At 69.2% G+C, this 22,841-nt stretch carries 13 protein-coding genes; 12 read left to right on the forward strand and 1 reads right to left on the reverse strand.

From position 1 onward, the window contains the following. Positions 1 to 82: 82 nt before the first annotated feature. The 6 genes from OG866_RS44420 to OG866_RS44445 all read left to right on the forward strand — a co-directional run bounded on the left by OG866_RS44420 (position 83) and on the right by OG866_RS44445 (position 8,376). Entirely contained in the window at positions 83 to 1,357 is a 1,275-nt protein-coding gene (locus OG866_RS44420; RefSeq protein WP_329343819.1) for an IS701 family transposase, read from the forward strand. A gap of 1,079 nt (positions 1,358 to 2,436) precedes the next feature. After that, complete coding sequence (locus OG866_RS44425; RefSeq protein ID WP_329343821.1) at positions 2,437 to 3,825, forward strand: hypothetical protein; 1,389 nt, start codon at positions 2,437 to 2,439, stop codon at positions 3,823 to 3,825. Beyond that, the gene (locus OG866_RS44430) at positions 3,822 to 5,075 is read left to right on the forward strand and encodes a hypothetical protein (RefSeq protein WP_329343823.1); all 1,254 of its coding nucleotides are present in this window, start codon (positions 3,822 to 3,824) and stop codon (positions 5,073 to 5,075) included. The genes OG866_RS44425 and OG866_RS44430 overlap by 4 nt, the downstream gene beginning before the upstream one ends. Before the next feature lie 967 nt (positions 5,076 to 6,042). Further along, positions 6,043 to 6,297 (forward strand): hypothetical protein, encoded by a 255-nt coding sequence (locus tag OG866_RS44435; RefSeq protein ID WP_329343825.1) that lies wholly within the window; start codon positions 6,043 to 6,045, stop codon positions 6,295 to 6,297. Positions 6,298 to 7,146: 849 nt separating this feature from the next. Continuing rightward, entirely contained in the window at positions 7,147 to 7,578 is a 432-nt protein-coding gene (locus tag OG866_RS44440) for a hypothetical protein (RefSeq protein WP_329343826.1), read from the forward strand. Between the two features lie 621 nt (positions 7,579 to 8,199). Then, complete coding sequence (locus OG866_RS44445) at positions 8,200 to 8,376, forward strand: hypothetical protein (RefSeq protein ID WP_329343829.1); 177 nt, start codon at positions 8,200 to 8,202, stop codon at positions 8,374 to 8,376. A gap of 89 nt (positions 8,377 to 8,465) precedes the next feature. Here the strand turns inward: OG866_RS44445 and OG866_RS44450 are convergent, their stop codons facing one another. Next, the gene (locus tag OG866_RS44450) at positions 8,466 to 9,233 is read right to left on the reverse strand and encodes a peptidoglycan-binding protein (protein ID WP_329343831.1); all 768 of its coding nucleotides are present in this window, start codon (positions 9,231 to 9,233) and stop codon (positions 8,466 to 8,468) included. 679 nt (positions 9,234 to 9,912) lie between these two features. On the opposite strand from OG866_RS44450, the gene OG866_RS44455 reads away from it, so the two are divergent. From OG866_RS44455 to OG866_RS44480, 6 genes are all read left to right on the forward strand, one after another. Next, positions 9,913 to 10,398: a hypothetical protein gene (locus OG866_RS44455; RefSeq protein ID WP_329343833.1), complete on the forward strand. Its 486-nt coding sequence runs from the start codon at positions 9,913 to 9,915 to the stop codon at positions 10,396 to 10,398. Positions 10,399 to 10,570: 172 nt separating this feature from the next. Further along, positions 10,571 to 11,680: a peptidoglycan-binding domain-containing protein gene (locus OG866_RS44460; protein ID WP_329343834.1), complete on the forward strand. Its 1,110-nt coding sequence runs from the start codon at positions 10,571 to 10,573 to the stop codon at positions 11,678 to 11,680. A gap of 90 nt (positions 11,681 to 11,770) precedes the next feature. Next, positions 11,771 to 13,708 (forward strand): DUF6603 domain-containing protein, encoded by a 1,938-nt coding sequence (locus OG866_RS44465; protein WP_329343836.1) that lies wholly within the window; start codon positions 11,771 to 11,773, stop codon positions 13,706 to 13,708. Continuing rightward, positions 13,708 to 16,524, forward strand: a complete 2,817-nt coding sequence (locus OG866_RS44470) for a hypothetical protein (RefSeq protein WP_329343837.1) — start codon at positions 13,708 to 13,710, stop codon at positions 16,522 to 16,524. The genes OG866_RS44465 and OG866_RS44470 overlap by 1 nt, the downstream gene beginning before the upstream one ends. Then, a complete protein-coding gene (locus OG866_RS44475) occupies positions 16,524 to 21,050 on the forward strand; it encodes a hypothetical protein (protein ID WP_329343838.1) in 4,527 nt (1,508 codons plus the stop codon). Before OG866_RS44470 ends, OG866_RS44475 begins: the two co-directional genes overlap by 1 nt. After that, positions 21,047 to 22,729: a hypothetical protein gene (locus OG866_RS44480; protein WP_329343840.1), complete on the forward strand. Its 1,683-nt coding sequence runs from the start codon at positions 21,047 to 21,049 to the stop codon at positions 22,727 to 22,729. The genes OG866_RS44475 and OG866_RS44480 overlap by 4 nt, the downstream gene beginning before the upstream one ends. The last annotated feature ends 112 nt before the right edge of the window (positions 22,730 to 22,841 follow it).

Genomic DNA, 22,841 nt, shown 5'->3' on the forward strand with positions numbered 1-22,841 from the left:
CTAACCAGCAACATGATCGGCCGGACAAGTTAGTGCTTCGTTAGGTCTGTTCGTTGATGCTGATCAAGAGCATGTTGGTCGTGTGGATTCACATGAAGTGAGCCGATTACGGGCGGCGTTGGCGGTGTTTGTGGCGGATGTCTTCGCCTCGGTGCCGCGTACGGATCAGCGGGCCAAGGGCGAGTGTTATCTACGAGGCCTGATGCTCGACGGTCGGCGCAAGTCGATCCAGCCGATGGCCGAGCGTCTGCCGGACGGGAACATGCAAGCCCTGCAGCAGTTCGTGAACCAGTCACCGTGGGATCCGCTGCCGGTCAGGCAGCGGATCGCCGAGCGGCTGTCCACAGTCGTCAGGCCCGAGGTGTGGGTGATTGACGATGTGTCGTTTCCCAAGTGCGGCAAGGCCTCGGTCGGGGTGGCCCGCCAGTACTGCGGAGCGGTCGGCAAGCGGGCGAACTGCCAGGTCGCAGTCAGTGTCCATGCCGCCACCGACACCGCCTCGTGCCCCTTGGAGTGGCAGTTGTATCTGCCGCGGGAATGGACGGACGAGCCCGACCGCTGCCGCAGGGCAGGCGTCCCCGAGGACGTGGTGCACCGGGAGAAGTGGCGTCTCGCGCTCGGCCTGCTGGACACACTCGCCAAGTGGCAGGTGGAGGCGCCGGTCGTGGTCGCCGACGCCGGCTACGGCGTCAGCACACCGTTCCGGCTCGGTCTCCAGGAGCGAGGGCTGTCCTATGTCCTGGCCCTGCAGGGGAAGGAAGTCGCTCATCCGGAGGATATCGAGCCGCACCAGCCCGCCTGTGGCGGGCTTGGGCCGCCCACCCTGCCCCGCTACCGCACCCCGCCGCGAGCCCTCTCCATCCTTGCGGCGGAGGCGGGTGCGGAGCGATTCTCCGAGGTGACCTGGCGGCAGGGCAGCAAGGGCGCGATGACCTCACGATTCACGGTGCTGACGGTGCGGCCCGCGGGCAAACTGTCCCTGGCCGCCGCTCAGGAATCGAGTGGGGGCCGCAGCGAGTGGGACGGTGTCCTGCCCACCCAGACCCTCCTGGTCGAATGGCCGGACGGCCAGGACAGCCCTACGGACTACTGGATATCGAACCTGCCGCCTGATACGCCGACCGCTGACCTGGTGCGGTGGGCGAAGATGCGCTGGCGGATCGAACATGACTACCGCGAGCTCAAACACGGCCTGGGGCTCGACCACTTCGAAGGCCGAACCTGGCGCGGCTGGCACCACCACGTCACCCTCGTCACCGCCGCGCAGGCATTCCTCACCCTCCGCAGGCTCGACCCAAAAGTCGAGGCACCTCCCCGAGCCTCTACCAGACCCTCGACGCACTCCAAGACCTGCTGAGGTGCTGGACCGGCACATGCAGCACCTGCGGTCGCCGTCGCCCCCTCAATACCAGCAGAACCAGAACCTAACGAAGCACTACTAGACCCTAGGGAACGCGGCTTCACCGAGGTCTGTGGTCGCAGCCCATCGCATGCGCAAGTCCGCGCGTGCGCGGTTGTGGGTGCTGCTGCGAGCCGCGCGTTGATGAACACCTGCGCATGGCCAGCCGGGTCGGCAGTCACTGCCGTGACGGGCTGCGCAGCGCTCCGGCCGCGATGACTGTCCACACCACTATCCGTGACAGGCGCATCCGGCGTCGCATCGCCTCCGGGCGGGCGCCTGCGGCCACTACGTCAGCACCTTCCCAGGGTGGGGCGTGCCTTCGATGAGGCATCGTCAACCTCTTGGACTGGCACGGATGTTGCTGGTCAGGAGATCTGCTGGCCCTGACCAGACCATCGACCAGGTCAGGCTGACCACGGTCACGATGAGGACACGAACGGCGTGGTCAGGGCGTGGTCGGCCTGACCACCCCCTGATCACGGGCAGTGGTGTCGTGGGGGAGCGGGCACCGCCGCGTGTCTGCGCAGCGGAGTGTGCGCAGGGCGTGGGAGGGGCTGCTGTTGGTGTGCACAGTCCGAGGTCTTGGACCTGCGCAGGGGAGAGGTGCGCGACAGGCTGCGCACTCATGCGCATTCAGCGGTGCCGACGCCTGCGGCGCTGCGCAACGAAGTGGCCTGACCACTGCGCACCGTTCATGGTTGCGCAGGTCGCGTTGCGCATCGGGGCTGCGCGATGCTGCGCAGTCTGCTTGCGCATTCGAGTCAGGGGTGCGGCATGGTCGGCCTGACCATGCCGTGACCATGGCTGACCACCGCGGATATTGCTCGGATTGTGACCGTGGTCGGCCTGACCTGGTCGATGGTCTGGTCAGGGCTGCTGGCTGTGCTGGCGGTTATGGATCTCGCCTGCGCGTGCGCACGGAAAAGCCCTGACCGTATCCCCCTCCATGGCATGCGGCATGACCTTGCTGCGGACGGCTGCCCGGCGTGTGGGGGAGCGCAGTGAGCCACAGGGCGGGACTCCGCCGGGGTGTGATGACGGGAGATCGGTTCACGCAGATCGCCAACGGCCTGCTGCGTGATCCTCAGCTGTCGTTCAGGGCCAAGGGAATTTTCGGCTATCTCAGTACCCATCGGGCAGGCTGGGAGATCACCCTTGCCGACCTGGTGGAGGTCGGTCCGGACGGGCGGGATGCCGTCCGGGCAGGCCTGGGTGAACTACAGGCCCGCGGCTACCTCGTACGCGCCCAGTTGCGGCGCACCGCCGGCACCCTCGGCGAGAGCGTCTACTGTCTCACCGACACCCTCGCGACCGGCGACACCAGACCCCGTGCCGCAACCGCATCTGCGCCTTCCCCGGCGGCGACGCCAGGCACCTGGGCGGGGATCCGCCGGAATGTGGTGGCAGTGGATCAGTTCGCCCAGATCGCCAACCGTCTTTTCCGTGATCCCCGTTTGTCCTTCAAGGCGAAGGGGTTGTTCGGGCTGATCAGCACGCACCGTGACGGCTGGCGCATCACCGTCGCCGACTTGGCACGCCACAGCCGCAATGGCGCCGTGGTCGTCAGGAGCGGCCTCACGGAGTTGGAGAGGCATGGCTTCCTGGTGCGAGAGCGCACCCGTCACGAGGACGGCACCCTGGGCGGGACCGTGTATGTCATCACCGACCAGCCGGTCCCCCAACCGTGCAGGTCGCAGCCAGTGTCGGGATTTCCACCAGTGGATGAGCCGACGTCGGCTCATCAGCCCACTAAGAACACCATCGTTAAGAAGACCAACCAGCAGAACACCAACCCCCTCCCTCCGTGCCCCCGCGGCGACAACGCACGTGGTCCGTCGGCGGAAATGCCCGAGGGACGGGCTGCACCAGCGGCGCCAGTTCTCGCCCCCGGCACGCGGCTGCTGCTGTCGATCGGATCCGCCCACCCTGAACTGCTGCTGCAGGAAAAGGCTTTGCACGACCAGGGCGGGGTGGTGACCGCGATGCTGGACGCCGGCTGGAGCACCGGGCAGCTGCGCCACGTCATCACCAGCCGCCCGCTGCCGGGCCGGATCCGCACCTCCGTCGACGCTATCGTCGCCGCCCGCCTACGCTCCGCCCAGCTCTACCCGCCCCCTGCCGCTAACAGCCACCCCACCGACCGGGACGAGGCCGTGCGGACGCCGCAGCCCTCTACGGCCTCTGCCGCCGACCGCACGGTCGACGAGGCGATCGCCTACCGGGCGCTCGTGGAGTGCTCCGGTTGCGGCACACCCGCCACCGCCCCCGGTCAGGACCTGTGCCCGGCCTGCCTGGGCTGGCCGCTGTGCCGCACCTGCCCCGGACCGACTCCCCGGCGGGCTCACCCCGACGGCGACGGCTGCTGCTCGACATGCGCCTCCGCCCTGACCACGACCGGCCTCCTGGAAGCGAGCCCGTCATGACCGACACTCCCCGCACGCCCCCGCAGTCGACGGCCGGGCAGCCTCTGCGCCCTTTCGCCCGGCAGCCGCGGCAGTGGGAAAAGGAACAGTTCCGTGTGCTGCGGCGGGGCCACGTCTGCCCGGGTGCAGGATGCGCCGGCATGTGTGAGCCCGCGCTCGTGGTGGAGCGCACGGGCTGGGGGTGGCTTGCCTGGACGGTGCCCGATGACGGCACACTGCCTCAACTCCCGCAGCAGGTCGGCGTGGTCATCCCTGGTGCGACGCTGGCGCAGCAGCTGGCCTTGCGCTGGCTGACCCGCCGTCCGGCGACCCGCATTGCCCTGAACACCCACAGCTCCGCCGCGCTGCGGCTTTCTGCGATGACCGTGGGGGCTATCAGCTTCTGCGCTGCCTTGTACGCGCTGCTAAGCGGCATCCCCGACGCCCTCGTGCTGCCAGTGATGCTGCTCGCCCCGCTGCTCACCGAGCGCCTTCCGGACTGGCTCGACGACCGGGCCGCACGGCACGTCCGCAGCGTTGAAGACGAGGCCGCCTGTCGCTACCTGCAGCGGCTTGCCGCACTACACACCTACCTTCTCCAGGCTGCTGCCGACAGCGGCGCTGATGGACTGCGCCGCCCGGCCGGGATCGGTCACCGCCTCCTGTGGGACGCCGCCGGCCTGCTTCAGACAGCAGACACCAAGTCCGTCTGCGCCGGGCTCATCGACATCGAGCGGCTGATGGTCCAGCTCGCCGACCACGTCGCCCAGAGCTTCAATCCCGCTGGTGCCGCAGCGCAGTCGGACCCGACAGACCGCCATCAGCCGCATGGCGGGCCAGGCCTGCTGGGCCCGCTCCCGCCCGGATTCGAGCCCGCAGCCTCACCAACTCATCAGCCCGCGCCCGCCACTTCACCGCTGAGGGGAACCCACTCCATGCACCAGACCAGGACTGACGGTTCGGCCCGCACCATGGACACCTACCTGCTGTTCGCTCATGAGCCGTATTACCCCGACTCCGGCACCCAGGAGGTCAACACCACCGTGGTCGCGGCCGACACCCTGCTCCACCCCCAGGTGCGACAGCCCGACGGCGCCCGGATCCACGACCGCCTCACCCAGGCACGCACCCCTGAGAGATCATCCCCCTCTCCACGCTCACCCATGAACTGGGCGGCGGTACCGACTGGCCCCAGGTCGGCGACTGGGAGACGGTCACCACCGACCTCGTACACCTCGTCCGCGCAGGTGAGTGCGACGCCCTCAGCCTAGGCCTGCCCGAGATCGGACGCGCCCTCCTCTGCGCCGGCCCCCACAGTCACGTCCGCGTCTTTGACGCTACCGCTGGCCAAGTCATCACCTATGGACCGCAGGAGCGCGCCGCAGTCTTGGACGAGGCCGACAGGTTCCTCACGGGACTGGTTGCTGAGCAGGCATTCTGGCCGGGCGACGGGCTACTTCCGCCGACTTTCAGGCAGCCGTAAGGCTCAGCACTCTTCGCAGACACGGCATAGATCTGAGACCGGCTCGCGCTGTTTGTTCCGGCGGGAACTCCCGCATTGGCCAGCTGCACTGGACGGCAGAGTCAGTTCATCCGGCGCCCGGAGACGAGGATGTGTCACCGGGCGAGGGTGCTCCGCCCGTCGTCGAGTCAGGACAGCAGGGTACGGGGAGAGGGACGCTGGCCGCCGTGAAGCTGCCACGCGTCGTCCTAAGTGCACCGATCACGACTACGACTTGTCCGGCCGGCCACGTTGCTGATCAGGGTGCAACAGTGTCCAAGCCGAGCGCGAGCAACGAGACCAACAACAGGGTCTGCCAGTGGCTCGAGCTATGGGCCGAGACATCGTGATCACGTTGTCGCCTCACGGCGACCGATTCCCGATCTCCGCCCGCTGGTAGCCTCTGCACGCGCTGACCAGCGTAGCCGTCCTGGAATCGATCCTGCGGCTCGTTTCTTGGAAAGAGTGACGTGATCAAGCGGGTGCACATGACCGCCGGAGCGGTTTTAGCGGCAGCCATAGTTCTGTCCGCCTGCGGCGCTACGAAGTCGGACAAAGCGAACTCCACACCGCAGCCTGCATCAACGGCAAAGTCTGGCAGCTCGGTCGGCGCCCCCAATGCCGACCCCATGTCGAGTACCGCTGAAAGTGGCGGCCAGAGTTCGCGGCCGACCGCCCCATCCACCCCCACGGCGTCGCCCTCCGTCACTACCCGGCCTCTGAAGGACGGCACCGCCGTGCTCACGCACTGCGCGGACACGGACGACCCGTACGCGACCGTCGCGGTTCGGAATCCGAACGGGCGCCAGGGTCTCTTCGCCGTGAGAATCAGCTACAAGACCGCAAACGGCTTCACCATGGCCGAGACCTACGACCAGGTGTCGGTGCCTGCGAAGAGCAAGGCGGAGCTCCGGGTGGCCGTCGCCAGCACAGGCCACGTGGGCGAGATCGCTCGCTGTGAGGTCAATCCACGGGCCGCTGCCGTGCGGTGACGACGGACGCGTAATGACGTCCCCGCATCGCAAGTTCAAGAAGAACGCTCCCGCCTGGTAAGAGAAACGGCACGAACTTCAGCGCAAGGCGCACTCCTCACGGCGTATCCGCGTCGAGCACGGCATCGCCCACCTCACATGAGTGACATCGTCCAAGCCGTCGCCCGTCTGCTCTCACACCAGCGGACCACCACCCTTCGAAGAGGGCTGCCGAGATGCTCTGCGTGAGGTTCTCGGGGATCGTGCGTACCCACGGGCTGCGCACGGCCTGCTGCTGGGCCAAGGCGTAGTTGTAGTGGAACGTTCCTCGGTCGGCCCGGAAGAGGGGCGCGCCAGCCATCGAGCGCCACGCGAAGTGTGCCTGTCCCGTGGGGGTGCGTATATCGGCTGATTCTCCAGCGGAGTTCGTTTGTGGTCGACCTCATCGGCGATCTCGGCCACCTTGCGGGCACACGCAACCGCCTCCTGCGCAATTCGTCAACGACTGTGGGAGGTAGCCTCCGAGGGCGGGTCCGTGTCGGACGCAGCCGGTACGGACCCGCATCCGTGCCCACCAAGGGGTGCCGGCGGCGGCCTGCTGGTTGAGGCTCATCACTGCGCCAGTGTGTGCATCAGCTAGGTGCTCAGCTTCTTGCCCGGCAGGCTGGTGTGCTGCCGTCAGTCAGTCTGGACGGCAACCTCATCGAGGCGGTCCGGGCGGAAGGCGTGCCGGTTGCACAGCAAGTTCTGGAGCTGCCTGACGCCGATTCAGCGGAGGTCGCCGGGGTCTGGTAGCTGGTCAGCCACTTTGTCAGCTCGAACACCAAGGACTTCAGAGCGGGCTCGTCCACTTCGCAACGGAGGAAATGAATGAATTCCGAAATGGTCACCCTGTTTGGCAACGGCGTCAGCGTAGAGGTGTCATCATCCTTCTTCTCGTACCGCGCGGACTCCGATCTCGTGCTCAGCGTCGACGAGAAAGGTGAAGGATATTACCGAATCATGCACCTGGGTGAACATGTAGGAGTCTACGTGCATGCTAGTTCCGGCAAGATCTGCGCTGGACCCAATACGAGTCATCTGCTTTTCGGTAATTCAACTATCTCGCATTTCGTCCAGTGTATGCAGGAAGTTGCGGACAGTTACCCGTGGTATGGCGAGGATCCGAAGGTTGATGAACTCATTAAGGCTGAACGCGATCTGGAAGCCATCATTCAGAAGATCGACCCTCCTGCAGCCAGGGAGACTACTTTTTGGGCGAATTTCATTTCCGATGTGAGGATGGGCTGCTATGAGGACTGAAGCCTCCATATAAAGGCACGGTGCTAAGCGGTAGCGCCGCTGGTCAACGTCGGTGCGGCAGAGACTGTCGCCTGCTGCGGCATGCCGCCCGGCCACCCCTGACAGGTGTTCCCCGGCGGAAAGGCCGGGGAAGGCTTCCCTACCCGATAAGGAGATGCAGTGCGTAAGGCTGTAGTTGGTTTGTTCGTAGTGTTGGTGGCTGCGTTCGCGCTAGCACCGTTGGCCAGTGTCGGCCCGAGCGAGACCGTTGCCTGTTGCGGTGGCGGTGGCGGTGGCGGCGTGGACCACTGAAGGACGGTCACCTCCAACGCGATCCCTCGCCAGGGGCCGCCGGTCCTGCCGGCGGCCCCTGACCCGTTGCTGGATTCTCCGGTGGCGTTCCTTGAGATGGTTCCGAATTCCGGTACCGAACCCTCCGCTCGCTCTCGGGCCCTCGCCAGTACACGCCGTCACTCGACCATGTCTTGGAAGCCGTTGTTTCTCCGTGTGAGGGTACGCACGCAACTGTCCGGTCCTTGGCCGGTCGGGCGATGTGCGGGGAGGGTGTGAGGTGCCCAACGGCCCGGGTCGCGCCGAACGTCTGGCACAACTCGCGCCAGCTACCGGCCGTACCCGCTAGGTGTGCGGCACCGGAAGCCCCGGTGCCCTGAGGCCGATCCCTTCGGCGACGACCTGGAGCGCGGCCACAGCGGCCTCGTCCGCGTCACCGACGGCGCCATCGCCGTGATGCCCGGCATCCACTCCGGCGATGTCGCCGTCACGGTCGCCAACGGCAACATCGTGCCCGCGCTCGCCTGACGGCAATTCATGTGAGTCCCGCGGCGGCTGGAGGTCTCGTCGTGTACGAGCCCCGACGTACCCATCAGAGGAGCGCACCACCTGATGGCTCAGTCCCCATCCACCAGGAACCCTTTGGCCCGCAGCGCCGCCACCATCGCGGCATGCGTGTGCTCGCCCCACTGCCCGTCCTCCGCAAGCCCCTGATCCCGCTGGAAGGCGCTCACCGCGGCCCGGGTGCGGGGGCCGTCGATGCCGTCGATCGGGCCGGGATCGTAGCCGAGCGCGGTCAAGGCTTCCTGGATACCGCCGACACCGGCCAGAAGGAACGCCCTCGGGTGCCCGGCGCCACCGCCGGGCATGGGCGGTGATCCGTCCTGCGGGAAGGTCACCGAGGTCACGGTGTCCGTGCCGGTGATGCCGAGGAAGAACTGATGGAGGTTGGTCCCCTGGTACTGCCCGCCCGGTGCTCCGCCGATGATCTCGACGAGGGCCCAATGGAGATGAGTTGTGGTCGGGCCGCTGCGGCAGACGGTGCCCAGCGGATCGCCTCTGGCGACCGAGGAGCCGACCGTGAGTCCGGCCGGCACATCGGCGATGTGGGTGTAGTAGCCGCCCATCATGTCGTTGGGGGCCCGCATGAAGATCTGGGCGCCGTACACCTTGGGCGTGTCCGCGGCCGGGTCGTGCGGGTTGTACCGGGTGACATGTGCGTCGAAGGCCGCGCGGACGAGGGTGCCTTCTGGGGCACCGAAGTCCATACCGTACTGCTCGTACCAGTGCGGTGGCTGATGGCCGCCGACGTTCGGCCCGCCGAGGTCGGTGGCACCAGTCCCCGGCTGGAACGGGCCGGCCATGTCGATGGTGAACGCGGTCATGATGCCGTGCCTCTCATTCTGTTCGCCGGTGAACCTGTCCCGTTGCTGTCGGCGTGCTGGTCAGCACCGGACACGATGAGGCCCGTGCGGAGAGCCGAGGGCAAGCGCGGGCCGGGTGCCGGGGTCGTCGGACGTGAGCAGAGGGGTTCCCCGGACGCCGAACACGTCTGACAGGTCCAGCAGGGTCGGTTCGTGGCGCAGCCCTTGGGACTCCGCGTCGGGGGCGGGCAGGTGATGCGCTCGCGAGGACCGTGCGGCGCACCTGTCGCCGCGGTCCCATGAAGGCCAGGGCACGCTGGGCGTTGCCGGACAGGGCGGCATGTTCGGTGCCCAGTTCCAGATGGAAGTCGCCGAGAAGTTCCAGCCGAGGAGAGGACGTCACTTTGATCCCCTCGCGTGAGCAGTTTGGCGTGGGGGTGCCTCCCGCGGGCCTTTCGCCGCGTCGAGGGCGCTTTCGTCGCTTCGACTGCCGTCCATCAAGATGCGCCGGCCAGGCGACGCGTGTCGCCTGTTCATCCTCTGCCTCCTGTTCACGCCCTGCAACTGCGCGGGGAGGAGGTTGTCGATGACGGCCGAATGACGCCGCGCTGACACGGCATCCGTAGCGTCGGACTCGGCGTGGGAGAGGCGAGCGCGGGGAATGCCCGGCAGCCGGCCCCAGGTCGGAGAGGAGGATGCCATGACGGCGACGGCGACCATCGAGGAGTTCATCTGCGTGCGGCCGGCGACGTCGACCGACTTCGACCTCGGGGCGGTGATCAACACTCTGCTTGCCCCGGTCTACGAGTTGCCGGGGGCCCAGCTCATCGATCGGCTCACCGGGAATGTCGACATCGGCCAGCTCATCAGCGACGCCGCGAACGAGGCACCCGACGAACTGTATGCCACGACGACCGACTCGCCCGGTTTGGACAACAGGGTGTGGCCGCCGGGTGACCCCGTCGAGGCCGCTGCCGGAGCCCGCATCCCCGTCGGGCTCGCCGTTCCCGTAGAGGGCGTCACGACGGTCTACCTGTGGGAGAAGGACGGCAGCCCGTTCGGCAACGACGATCAGTTGGGCTCGGTCACCATCGACGAGACCGAGCAGGGACAGGGCGACCTGTCGAAGATCGCCTTCTCCGAGGAGGAGAAGTCCTGTTACTACGTCTCCTACCACGTGGACTGAAAGGGGTTGGCCCCGTCCGGCGGATCGATCGGATGCAACGCTTTCCGCCGCGAGAACCGCACCTCCTGCAAGAGGGCAGGTGATTCGTCCAGATTCCCTGACGGCAGGTGCGAAACCGGCATCGCGCCGCAGAGCAAGCCGCAGAGCAAAGGGACGGCGAGAGGAGTCCGCCATGGCGCCGCTGTCATCCGCGCGGTTCCGCGGCGATCCCGTTCTTGAACGCATCCGTGCGGCGGACACGACTGCCTACCTGAGCTACGGCCACCAGGGCGAGCATGTCAGCACGGTGCAGTTCGCCCTGATCGATCTGGGCTATGAGATTCCCGACGGAGCAACCGGAAACTTCGTGGACCAGACCGCCGCTGCCGTGAAGTTGTTCCAGGAGAGCCATGAGCTGGACAACGACATGATCGTCGGCCGTGACACGCTCTCCGCCCTCGACGACGCATGGGCCCTCCCCTTCGCCGATCGCAGGGAATGGCTCTCCTGGCAGGAAAGGCCGATCCCCGAGTTCAACTTCACGCGCAAGAACGAACTCGACAGGCAGACGCTGGGCAGTCTCTACTCGTTCAGCCCGGAGGGCGCACCGCTGCCGCTGGAGTACCAGGACGGACTGCTGCTCGGAATCGAGGGGTTGCTCAACCCCCGCGGCTCGCCGGACGGCATCTACACACCTCCCGCTTCGTGGGGCGCGAGCCCTCTCGACCTGTTCCACTGTCACCTGGTGCTGGCCAAGAACCCGCCGCCGGCGCCCGCCTGGGATACGGCCCGAAGCCTGGCCAACGTCGTGCGCAGTCGCGCGAACGATCTACAGGTCAGGGCCGAAATGGCGGGACCCGTCGGGACGCGTCCCTGGACCGAGGCCTACCGGGCGTACTTGCTGGCCACCCCGGAAGACGGCACCAGGAGCTTCCGGGAAGCCTACGTCGACGTACTCAATGAGGTGCTCACCACCGGCCATGCGACGGGCCAGCACGTCTGGATGCTGTGGCACACCTTCGAAGAAGACCGGTTCCGTCCGGCCGATGTCCCCATGGACAGCCCACGCCGCCAATGGTGGAACGCCGTCGCCCCCTATCCGACGGATCTGACGCACACCCCGTTCGCCACCACCACGGCCGATGTGCAGGCCAACACGGTGCAGATCATCGACCTGCACTTCTTCATCGACCGCCAGTACGTCATCACGGTCCTGGGTCCCACGAACAGCGAGGCAGGAGCGATCGTGCACCTGGAAACAGACCGCATCGACGCCGCCGCGGCCGGGCTGCCCTATCCGTGATCGGAAGGAGGGATGCCTGACCAGCTGCGTGCATGAACTGCCGTTCCTGGACGGTCGACTGCCCAGGAACCGCTGACGGCGAGGTGCGACATGGGCGGAATCTTCGGACTCGATCTGGCACGGCTGGCAGAGGACCCGACCAGACTGGACATCGACACCGCACTGCCCCCGGTGCGGCTGCGGGGCCGTCTGGAACGCAGACAGCCCGACTCGTACTCCGGCGTGCTGAGTGCGACCGTGCCGGCCACGACCGTGACCGCCTTTGGTCAACTGGACCTCGCGGCACCGGGCGGCCCGGCGTTCGTCGCGTTGATCGGCGCCGTCTTCCCCCCGCCCGGACTCCAGCTCGGTCTCGGCTTCGCGCTCAGCGGCGTCGGTGGAATCGTGGGCATCAACAAGGCGGTGAACCAGGACGCCCTGATCTCCGCCATTGCCGACGGCACGGCCGGCGAGCTGCTGTTTCCCGCCGACCCCGGGGCCGCGGCACAGCGGGTCGTGCCCCGGCTGCCGGCGCTGTTCCCGACCGCGCCGGGGCGCGCCATCGTGGGCCCGATGTTCCAGGTCTCATGGGGCGGGCGGATCGTCTCCTTGTCGGCGGCCGTCGTGGCCGAACTCCCCGATCCGGTGCGGCTGTCCCTGCTCGGCGTGCTGCGCGTCGCCGTGCCCGACCCGGCAGTGCCGCTGATCTATCTCAAGGCCACCTTCGCCGGGCAGTACGACACTGCCGAGCCCAGCGCGTTCCTGATGGCGAGCCTCACCGGCTCGCACATGGCCGGGGTGCCGCTCGACGGGGATGTGCTGCTGCTGAGCCGGGGCGGCGCCGACCCGGCATTCGTCCTCAGCGCCGGCGGCTTCCATCCGGCGTACCCGATCCCACGCGGCGTCCCGGCGCTGCACCGGCTGACCATGAATCTCTCACCGGTGCCCTGGATCCAGCTGAGCTGTCAGGCGTACTTCGCGATCACCAGCAATACGCTCCAGTTCGGGGCCAGGCTCTCGCTGGTCGCCGAGATCGCCGACTGCGGAGTGCGCGGCCAGTTCGGACTCGACGTACTGATCCACCGGGAACCGACCCTGTCGTTCACCGCCGACATGCGTGGCTCGCTCTCCGTCGAGGTGCTGGGGGAGACGCTGCTGGGCATCGCCTTCGCGCTGACCCTGGAAGGGCCCGCGCCCTGGCACGCGGTGGGGCGCGGCAGCATCGACCTGTTCCTGTTCAGCGCCTCCTTCGACTTCGACCTGCGCTGGGGCCAGCCCGCGCCGGCGCTGCCGGCCGAGCCGGCGGACCTGCGTGGCAGGCTCGAGAAGGCGTTCAGCCGCCCGGAGGCGTGGAGCGCGATGCCGCCCGCCCAGGGCGAGTATCTGCCGGTGCTGCTGTCCCCGGCCGCCAACCGGCTGATCGGCGACGGCAGTCTGGTGCATCCGCATGGCACCATCGTCGCCCGGCAGCGCGTCCTGCCCTTCGGGGTGGCGATCGAGCGCTTCGGGCCGTCGGTCGTCGACCCCGCCGAGAACTGGGACATCGTCTCGTCCACCCTCGGCGGTGTAGACGCCGACGACGGACCGACCGTGGACCTCTTCGCCCCCGGCCAGTTCCGCAATGTCAGCTACGACGAGCAGCTGACCTGCCCCGCGTACGAGACCTACCGGTCGGGCAGGCGCTTGGCGGGCGACCTCTCCGAGCCGGATGACGACGCGTTCGTGAGAGCCACGCTGGACTGGGAGACGAGGGTTGTCTCCGACCCGAAGCCCGTGCGCTCCCTGGACCTGCTGCGGTTCCTGCGCATAGGGGCGCTCGCGGGCGCGGAGGACATCGCCGCCGCGACGTCCGTACGAGATCCGCGCTGGTGGCAGACCGAACTCACCCTGCTCGTAGCCGACCGGACGCCGATCGCCGCCGTGTCGACCTGGTCGATGGCCCCCGTGGAGACTGCGGCCGGGCCGGCGCCGACGGATGCTGAGCTGCTGCTGCAATGCGGCGCTCTGGCCGGCGTACGGGCCGTCGAGGCCTGGGAGGTGGGGAACTGATGGCCGAGGACCTGGAGTTCGCCCCGTACATGCAGAGCTCGGTCGGCGCGGCGCTCAGCAGCACCGTGCCCGACGGACCGGCCCTGATCACCCCCGTACTCACTCTCGCCGGGCCCGACCAGGAAGTGACGGTGCGTCCACCACTCGGTGATCTGCGGATGCTCGGCCCTGAAGGAGTCATCGGCATCGACACCCGGCGGATCCTGCGCGTCGACCCACCGCCCGGTATCCAGGACACCGAGCCGAACTACATGGCCTGCGTCGAGTTCGACGCGCCCGAACTGCCGTGGCTGTTCACGCCCGCCCGCGCCGACGGCGACAAGCTGCGGCCCTGGTTGGTCCTGGTCGCGCTCGAGACCGCCGGACACCCGCTGCAGAGCGGCCGCGCGCTGCCGTACGTGGACGTGGACACCGCCGCCCTGCCCTCGCTGGGACAGTCCTGGCAGTGGGCCCACGTGCAGCGCCCGGCGGGCCGGTCGGAGCCCCTGACCTCACGGCTGCTGTGTCCCCTGCGCCTGAGGTCGAATACCGACTACACGGCCTGTGTCGTGCCGGCCTTCCAAGGCGGGGTCGTGGCGGGGCTCACCGGCGGTCTCACCGAGGCCGAGCCCCACGGCGACGCCTGGTGGCCCGGCCAGGGCGCCGTCCGACTGCCCGTGTACTACAGCTGGCAGTTCCGCACCGGCGCGGCGGGCGACTTCGAAGAACTCGCCACCGCGATCGTCCCGTTGTCGCCTGAGGAGAGCGCCCTGCTGGCGGGGCGGACCGTGGACATCACCGAGCCCTGGCTGTACGACGAGCCGCTCGCCTCCGACGGGCCGCCGGGGGCCCGGCAGACGATCACCGTGCAGGGTGCGCTCCAGCTGGTCGACACTCCCGTGGAAGAGATGGAAACCGCTCTGGACGACTTCGCCGATCGGGTCGCCGTGTACATCGGGCGGGGCAGGGACGACGTGATCGCCCCGCCCCTGTACGGCGGCGGTCCGGCCGTACGCGACCGGACCGATGACCATGAGTACGGGTGGATCGAGGAGCTCAATCTCGATCCGGAGACCCGGATCGCGGCCTCCCTCGGTACCGGTTGGGTGCGGGACAACCAGGAGTGGCTGATGGCCAGGGCATGGGACCAGATCGGTGCCGTGCGCGAGGCCAACCGGCTGCGCAACCGCACGGCGTTCTGCGCCGAGGTGTCCGGGTCCGTGCACCGGCGCAACGTGCAGACGCTCACGCCGGACGAAACCCTCGGCTTCACCGCCCCCGTAGCCGACCGCGTCCGCACCGACAGCGGACTGCCGCTGAAGACGGAGATCGCGGTCAGCCCCGCCCCGAACGAACTGGTCGCGCCCGTGCTGCGGCGGCTGCTGCGTCGCCGTGGACCGCTGGCCCGGCACGCGGGCCTCGACGGTGAGTCGTACGCACGGCGCACGCTCAGCGGCGAGCTGCTGCCGCCGCTGCCCACGGCGATGGTGACCCGGTCCACGCAGCCGGTGCCGATGGAAGGGGAGGAGGCGCACGAACTCAACGCCACGGTAGGCAACGCGGTGCGCACCACCGGTGAGTTGCGCGACGCCGAGCGGATCAGGCTGCTGTCCGCCATGGCCCCCTCAGCCCTGGCGAACGGCTTCGACGCCCAGGCCGGCGCGATCACCGGACTCCTGGACCGCCCGGCCGCCACGCTCGGGGCGGCCCTCGCGCCGGAGGAGGAGCCGCTCACCGGGGCGACGCGGCTGTTCCGGGCCCTGTCCGTCGCCGACCCGGCGAACCTGGTCGGCGATGTGTCCCCGGCTTTCGCCGAGTGGCCCCCGGACGCCGCCATGACGCTGGTCGATGCCGACACCGCGCTGGCGCCGGATGCGTCGATGGCCGACGATCCCGCGGCGCACATCCTGGAGTTCGGCGTGCCCGTCGACGCGGTCGCGATGAACGGCCGCCTCGACCAGGCGCTCGACCCCGCCCCCCTGCTCGCGGCCAGACTGGACAGCACGGTCGCCGTCCTGTCGGAGGAGGCCTTCACCCTGCCCCAGTCAGCGAGCGAACCCATCATGGCCTGCCCCGACTTCACCGCGCCCATGGCCCTGGCCCTCCAGAAGGACGCCCCCGACTGGTTCCTGCCCGGTTCGGCGACGATCCCCGACGACAGAGCCGTACTGCTTGAGGCCAACGCGCCCTTCATCGCCTCCTTCATGGTCGGCGTGAACGACGAGATGAACCGCGAGATGCGCTGGCGCGAATACCCCACCGACCTGCGCGGCAGCCCCTTCACACACTTCTGGCCGCGTCCGGACGGCGCGCCGGACGTCCCGCCCGTGCACAGCTGGGTACGGCCCAAGTCACTCGGCTACCAACTCGCGCTGGACGCAGGCGAGGTCGATGTCCTGCTCATCCGGGGTCGCCTCGTGCACCGTTACCCCAATCTGATCGTCGCCGCCGTACCGGCGTCGGCGGTGAGCGATGCCGAGGACCTGGCGGAGAGCACATGGCAGCACCCGAAGATGGTGCTCACCCTGGACGAGCGGACCGTCGCCTACGCCTTCGTGCTGGACGAGGACATCCACGACTGGTGGTTCGTGCTCGCCGAGAACAGCTACCGGATGCGTTTCGGGTTCGACACCGCATCCGACCGTTACGACCACTGGTCCGACCTCACGTGGCAGGTCGACGAGGGCAGCTTCGCCGATCTCTCCGTGATGCCCCCGGTGCCCGCGATGGAGCAGCCCGGTCCGCAGAAGTGGAACGCCGCCACGGTGGCGATGGTGTCCCTGCAACGGCCCTTCCGGGTCCTCATGTCGGCTCGCAAACTGATCGGAGAACCGTGATGAGCGTCAACCTGGACGCGGCACGGGCTCACCAGGAGGTCCGCGACGCCCGGATCAGCTTGGCGGATGCCCGCACGGAACTGGCCATGTGCACCAAGCGCACGGTGGCCGGAGAACCGGGAATGGAGCCCGAGCAGCTCACCGCGGCGCAGGAAGCCGTCGAGGAGCAGGAGACGCGCCACCGTGCCGCTCGCGAGGCCTACGACGAACTGGTCGCCGCGGAACCGGAGCTGTGGGACGACGAAAGCGGTGCCGATCCGCTGCTCCTGCTCCCGCTCCGTCTGGAGACGGTGTACCGCAACGCGGGAGAGGCCGCCCTGGAACTGCTGATCCGCGCTTACCCCGACGACATCCACATCGACTCCCACGATGCCACCCTCACCACGGCCGAACGCGCCGCCACCGAGGCGTACTGGCGCGAGGTGTGGGCCGCGGGTCCCCACTACGAGCGACGCCAGGTGGCCTGGACGATGCTCGTCGCCGCGATCGGCCCCGGACGCGCCGCCTGGGCGGTGAAGGCGTTGCGGCCCAGCCAGTCGGAGCCGCCGGACGAGGAGACCCCGGTCGGCGGCACCGGGCCGTCACCCGAACCATGGGCGGAGCAGCCGGACATGCGTGAGGGCGCCTGGACCCAGGCGGCGAACTGCTACGTGCTTCCCGACCGACTGGTGTTCTCCGGTTACGAGGCCGACGGCGTCGGTCAGCCCGTGCTCCTCTGGAGGGAGGAGGGCGAGCCCATCCCCGAGGTGCTCGACGTCGGCCCCGGCCCGGACTCGCCCGTGCCGCCGGCCTGGCTGAGCGACTTCGACGAGGCCGTCCGCGTGGGCATGGGAGTCAAGGTCCTCATCGAGGGCGACATGCGGCCCGATTTCGCCCTGGTCACCGTCACCGGCGTGCGGGGCGAGTCCTCGGAGCTGACCGCGGAGGCGATCGGCACCCTGCTGGACTCGCACCGCTGCACCGATGGTCTGGGCGTGCTGCCCACCGGCACGCCCACCAACAACACCGAGGCCACCAGGTCTGCCTGGCGCACCCGCATGCCTCCGCCGACTCCCGAGGAGGCCGACGCGCAGCGCGCTGCCCTCGGTGACCTCGCCCCTGGCGATCCACACGCCGCCGCCCGGATCACCAGGGCCCTCGGTCCCCCTGCCGGGCGCGTAGTGGCCGAGACCGCCGACGGGCTGGACATCGACGACCAGGACCTGCTGACCGAACTGCACGCGGCAATCGGCGCCATGGCCGCCGCATCCTCCAACTGGCGGGCCTACGACGCCTTCGACACCCCTGTTGACCTGACCTTCCTCGTCTCGCACTTCATCGACCACGTGCGCGCCAGGGGCCAATTGCCCACGCTCCGCATCGGTCGGCAGCCGTACGGCATCCTGCCCGTCACCTCGCTCGACCTGTGGCACGGCACCGAGGTCGACCTGCGGATCCTCGACCACATCCAGGCGTTCCGCACACACGCCGAGTTCCAGTCCTGGCGTTCGCCGAGCGTCGGCCGCGAGGGAGACGCCGACGAGGCCATCAACGACCTGCTGCACCGGCTGCCTGCATCCCGCCGGGTGCGTTTTGTGCAGCAGGAGCCCGTCGACGCGCCCTTCCAGCCCGTGCCCTACACCCCGGTCGGCATCTCCTTCACGAGCGGTTTCGCCTGGCTGGACGAACCCGACATGGCGATCCCGCCGTTTCCTCTGGAGTTCTCCGTCACCACCGAGGCCACGCCGGAACTCCAGGAGCTGTTGAACGCCGGACCGCTCGCCACGCTCTTCGGTGTCCTGCACGAGATCGGCCTGGCGCGATCCCAGAACGCCGACATCCCGCCGGAGGTCCTCCAGCCGCTGTTCGACCTCGCCCCTGCCTTCAAAGGACTGCGCGAGGGCCGTCTGGGGCTCTGGTACCACTTCGCCAGCATCGTTCTGTACATGTACTACCAGCGGCTGGACCAGCGCGCGCAGTCCGGCGGCGCGCTGGACTCCGTCGTGAGCCTGCTCGACGATCGGGTGACGGTCCCGGAAGGCGTGGTACCCGACCTCTTCGACTGGGCGGCCGTCGCCATCGATCAGGTCGCCATCGCCGAAGGCCTGGCCTACGGGGACCTGCCGCGCCTGGAGCGGCTGCTCTGCGAGGTGCTGGACACACAGTCCCACCGCCTGGACGCGTGGATCACGTCCGTCGCCTCGGCCCGGCTCGACCGGCTGCGCAGCGACCGCCCCGACGGCACCCACGTCGGCGCGTACGGCTGGGTCACCGACCTGCATCCCCGGGGCTGGGAACCGCCGAGCGTACCGACCGATCCGGAAGACGACGAGAACCCGGAAGACGGCGAGAACCCGGAAGACGGCGAGAACCCGGAAGACGGCGAGGAGGCCCCGCAGGACGAAGAGGCCGGCGAGCTTGATCTCCTGGGCGAGATACCCGCCGACTCCGGGGAAGACGAAACAGCCGGGCAGCCCAACGACGGCTATCTCGTGGCCCCCTCCCTGCACCAGGCCACCACCGCCGCCGTCCTGCGCTCGGGCTGGCTCAGCCACACCGACGACCAGGCGTTCTGCATCGACCTCACGGCGAGCCGCGTGCGCAGGGCGCTCGCCGTCGTGGACGGCATCCGGTCCGGCCAGAGCCTGGGCGCGCTGCTGGGCTACCGCCTGGAACGCGCCTTCCACGACGCCCACCTGGACCAACTGATCGCCCCCTTCCGTGCGGTGTACCCCACCGCACACGTCGCCGAGTCGGACGCGCCGAACAGCGAGGCGGCCCGCAAAGCGACGGCCGAACGCGACGTCGTCGACGGCCAGGCGCTGGTCGCCGACTTCACGGCACACGGCAGTACGCTCCAGGACCTCGACTCCCTCACTGAGCAGCTCTCCCAAAACAATCTCCTGTCGCTGCGGGAGCAGGCCGAACCCCTCGTGTCCGACCTGGAGGCCACCGTCGACGCCGTGGGCGATCTGCTGCTCGCCGAGAGCGTGCACCATCTTGTCGCGGGCAACCCGCTGCGCGCCGGCCAGGCCGCCGACGGCATCTCGCGCGGCGACGCCCTCCCTCAGGACTTCGAGGTGCTGCGCACCCCGCGCGCCGCTGTCGACATCAGCCACCGCCTCGGGCTGCTGGCCCCCGCGACCGGCACGGACGGCTGGGCGGCGGGCCGGCCCCTGGCCGCACTCGACCCCGCCCTGGAGCGCTGGTGCCAGACCCGCCTCGGTCCTGCCTCCGGCTGGAGCTTCGCCTTCGGAGACCAAGCCTCGCCCACCCTGGTCGGCCTGTCCGAACTCGAGGTCTGCGCGCTGGAGGTGGTGCTGGGCGCGGGGCTCTTCCGAAACCGCGCGGACCAGACGTCAGCCGCCGCCTTGGGCGATCCCGACGGCACCTTGGCACAGCGGCTTCTGCGCCGTGCCCCCGCGGGCGTGCCGGTCACCGAGGCCGGAGCGGCGCGGTTCGCCGAACTTCAGCTGCTGTGCCGGTCGTTGGCCGATGTGCTGGCTGCCGGACGCCCGCTGCTCATCACCGACCTGGACACCGCGGCGGGCGCCGACTGGTCGGCCGCCGATCTTCCGGAACTGGCGGCCAGGATCACCGCCTGGCACAAGGCCGTCACCGCCGGGCTCGCCGAGCTGGACGAAGAGTTCGAGGAGTTGCCGGACACGGCCGAAGCGGTGGTGCGAAGGCTCGAAACCCTCGCCGGCCTCGGGGTACCCGGCGCCTTCCCCGCAGCGGGTGCCGAGGAGACGGACGCGCTGCGCGAGCAGGCTCGCGCGGTCCTGAGCCGCTTCCGTGCCGAGCCGCTCGCCCCGCTGCCGGGACCGCCACCGCAGGATCCCTCGGCGGTGCTGGAATGGGTGACACAGCTCCATACGGCCGTCTCCTCGGTGTTCGGCCGGACGCTCCCCGTCCTGCCCGTGCTCCGCCTCAACGGCAGCGCTGCGGCGACCGCGTTGACCGGCCCGGCCCCGCAGGGTGCCGACGAGGAAGCGGTCGCGGACTGGCTGCTGGCGATGGAACGGCTCAGGCCGCAGGCACGCGTCCTCGGTGACGCGCTGACAGCCGCCGAGACGCTGGCCGGCTCGGCTCCGTGCACCGCCGTCGTGGCCCAAGTGCCCGCCGGGCAACCGTGGATCGCGCGCGGACCGGCCTCCGTACCGTCCCGTAAACACCCGGCCCCGCACGACTGCGCGGTGCTGCGTGCCGACGGGCCGGTCGATCCCGGGCAACTCGCCGGGCTGGTCGTGGACGCCTGGACAGAGACCGTGCCGGAGCCCGCCAGGGATGCCCCCGGCGACCAGGAGGAACTGGGCGGCCTCGCCTTCCACTACAACCAGCCCGACGCCCGGGCCCCGCAGGCACTGCTGCTGGCCCTGCCACCCGACCGTCAGCGCGGCTGGCGGACACAGGACGTGCACGCCGTCGTCGAGGAGACATTCGCCCTGGCCCGGCTGCGCGGCATGGACCTCAACGACCTCTACGCTCTGCGCGGACTGCTGCCCATGCAGTGGTTGAGGCCGGAGCATGGGATGTTGCCGCTATGACCACTAAGTTCAGGTATGAGCCCGTGCCGCGTGACACCGGTATGGAGGAGGCGCTCGCCGCCCGTACCGCCGATGCCGCATGGTTCCTCGCCCGCCAGTACGGGTTCGGGGAGTTCAGGGGGGAGGACGCGGCCTCTCCGGTGTCGGTCTCGATAGCCCAGGAGACCCACCGGCTCGACCGCTGGCGCAGCAGCCCCGATGCCGAGTGGCAGCCCTACGACCCGGCCACGATGGTCCTTGAGGCGCTGGTCGAACAAGAACCCGTGGAGGGCCCCGACGCCCGGCTGACGGTGGCGGGCGCACTGCGCTGGCGCCGGGCACTGGACGCCGCGGGACTCGTCGCCCTGCTGCCGGCCTTCGCCCGTGTCTGTTCCTTCGACGCCGACGGACCGCTCGCCCCGACCGGCCTGTCCGCGGCCGTGCGCGACCGGCTCCCCGACCCGGTCGCCCTCGCCCCCTGGCTCGCACGTCTCGCCGAGCACGACGAGACGGCCGCCAAGGAGTTCGACGCCCCCGACACCGGCGCGGTCCGCGACGCCCTGGCCACCGCAGCCGCAGCCTGGCTGTCCTGGTGGCAGGCGCGCGTACCGGCGGTGGAGCAGGCCGAGGCGTCTCCGCCTCCCGAGGCGTGGAACGTCAACCGGCTCGAGTACGCCTTCGAAGTGTCCGCCTCAAGTCTGCCGGGCCTCGAACTGCGCGCCGACGAGTACCACGGCGGTCACCTCGACTGGTGGGCTCTGGACGCCCCGGACGCTCAACTGCCGGTCGACGAGACCGCGACGCAGCGGGAAGGGCGCAGAATCATCCCGACGCCCGCGGTGTACGGCGGCATGCCGGTGTCCCGCTTCTGGGAGATGGAGGACGCCCGCATCGACTTCGGATCCGTCGACGCGTCCCCCGCCGACCTGGGCCGCCTGATGCTCGTCGCGTTCGCCACGGTGTACAACAGCGACTGGTTCTGCATCCCGCTGCCGCTCGTCGTCGGCTCCCTGAGCCGGGTCGTGGACTGCACCGTCGCCGACGTCTTCGGCGCCGAGACGGCCCTGTCCCACGCCACCGCCGAAGACGGTGTGAGGTGGAGCCTCTACGGTCTGGGGGACGCGGCCTACGCAGACCCCGCGGCCGGCATGTCCACAGCGCCCTCGCCCTGGATCTACCGGCCCGCCTCGTTGCCGGTCGGGCTGGAGAGCCGTCCGGTGGAATCGGTGCTGCTCCTGCGTGACGAACAGGCCAACCTCGCCTGGGCCGTCGAGGAGTCCGTCGCCGACCGCGCCGACGAGCGGGTCGACCGCCACGAACGCTGGGCGACCACAGCCCGGCCGCGTCCGGCACCCGAGCCCGGCGCCGCCCCGCGCTACCTGGTGGCGACCGAAGTCCCCGCCCACTGGTACCCATTGGTGCCGGAAGTGCTCGCCGACATGGAGTCGATCCGATTCCGCCTTGCCGGTCTGGTCCGCGACGAGGCCTACCCCCAGGCGCCGCTGGGCCGGCTTCTGGGCGAGACGGACTGGCTGTTCGAGGAGGAGGTCCCGCGCTCCGGCGTCAGAGTCGAGCGCAGTCACCAGTTCACCCGGTGGCAGGACGGTGCGCCGCACTTCTGGACCACACGGCGCAAGGTGAGTGGCACCGGCGGCGGCTCGAGCGGCTTGCGCTTCGACGTGTTGAGCGAGGCCGAGTAGGGGTTTGTACGCTCACCGGTGCAATTGACGACAGTGGTAGAGGCGTCAAGTAACTCACGCCGTCGCCGAGTTCGTGGCCGCTGCGGCAGACTGTACGACGGCCTGCTTCCTG

Source organism: Streptomyces sp. NBC_00663, assembly GCF_036226885.1.
Taxonomy (GTDB): Bacteria; Actinomycetota; Actinomycetes; order Streptomycetales; family Streptomycetaceae; genus Streptomyces.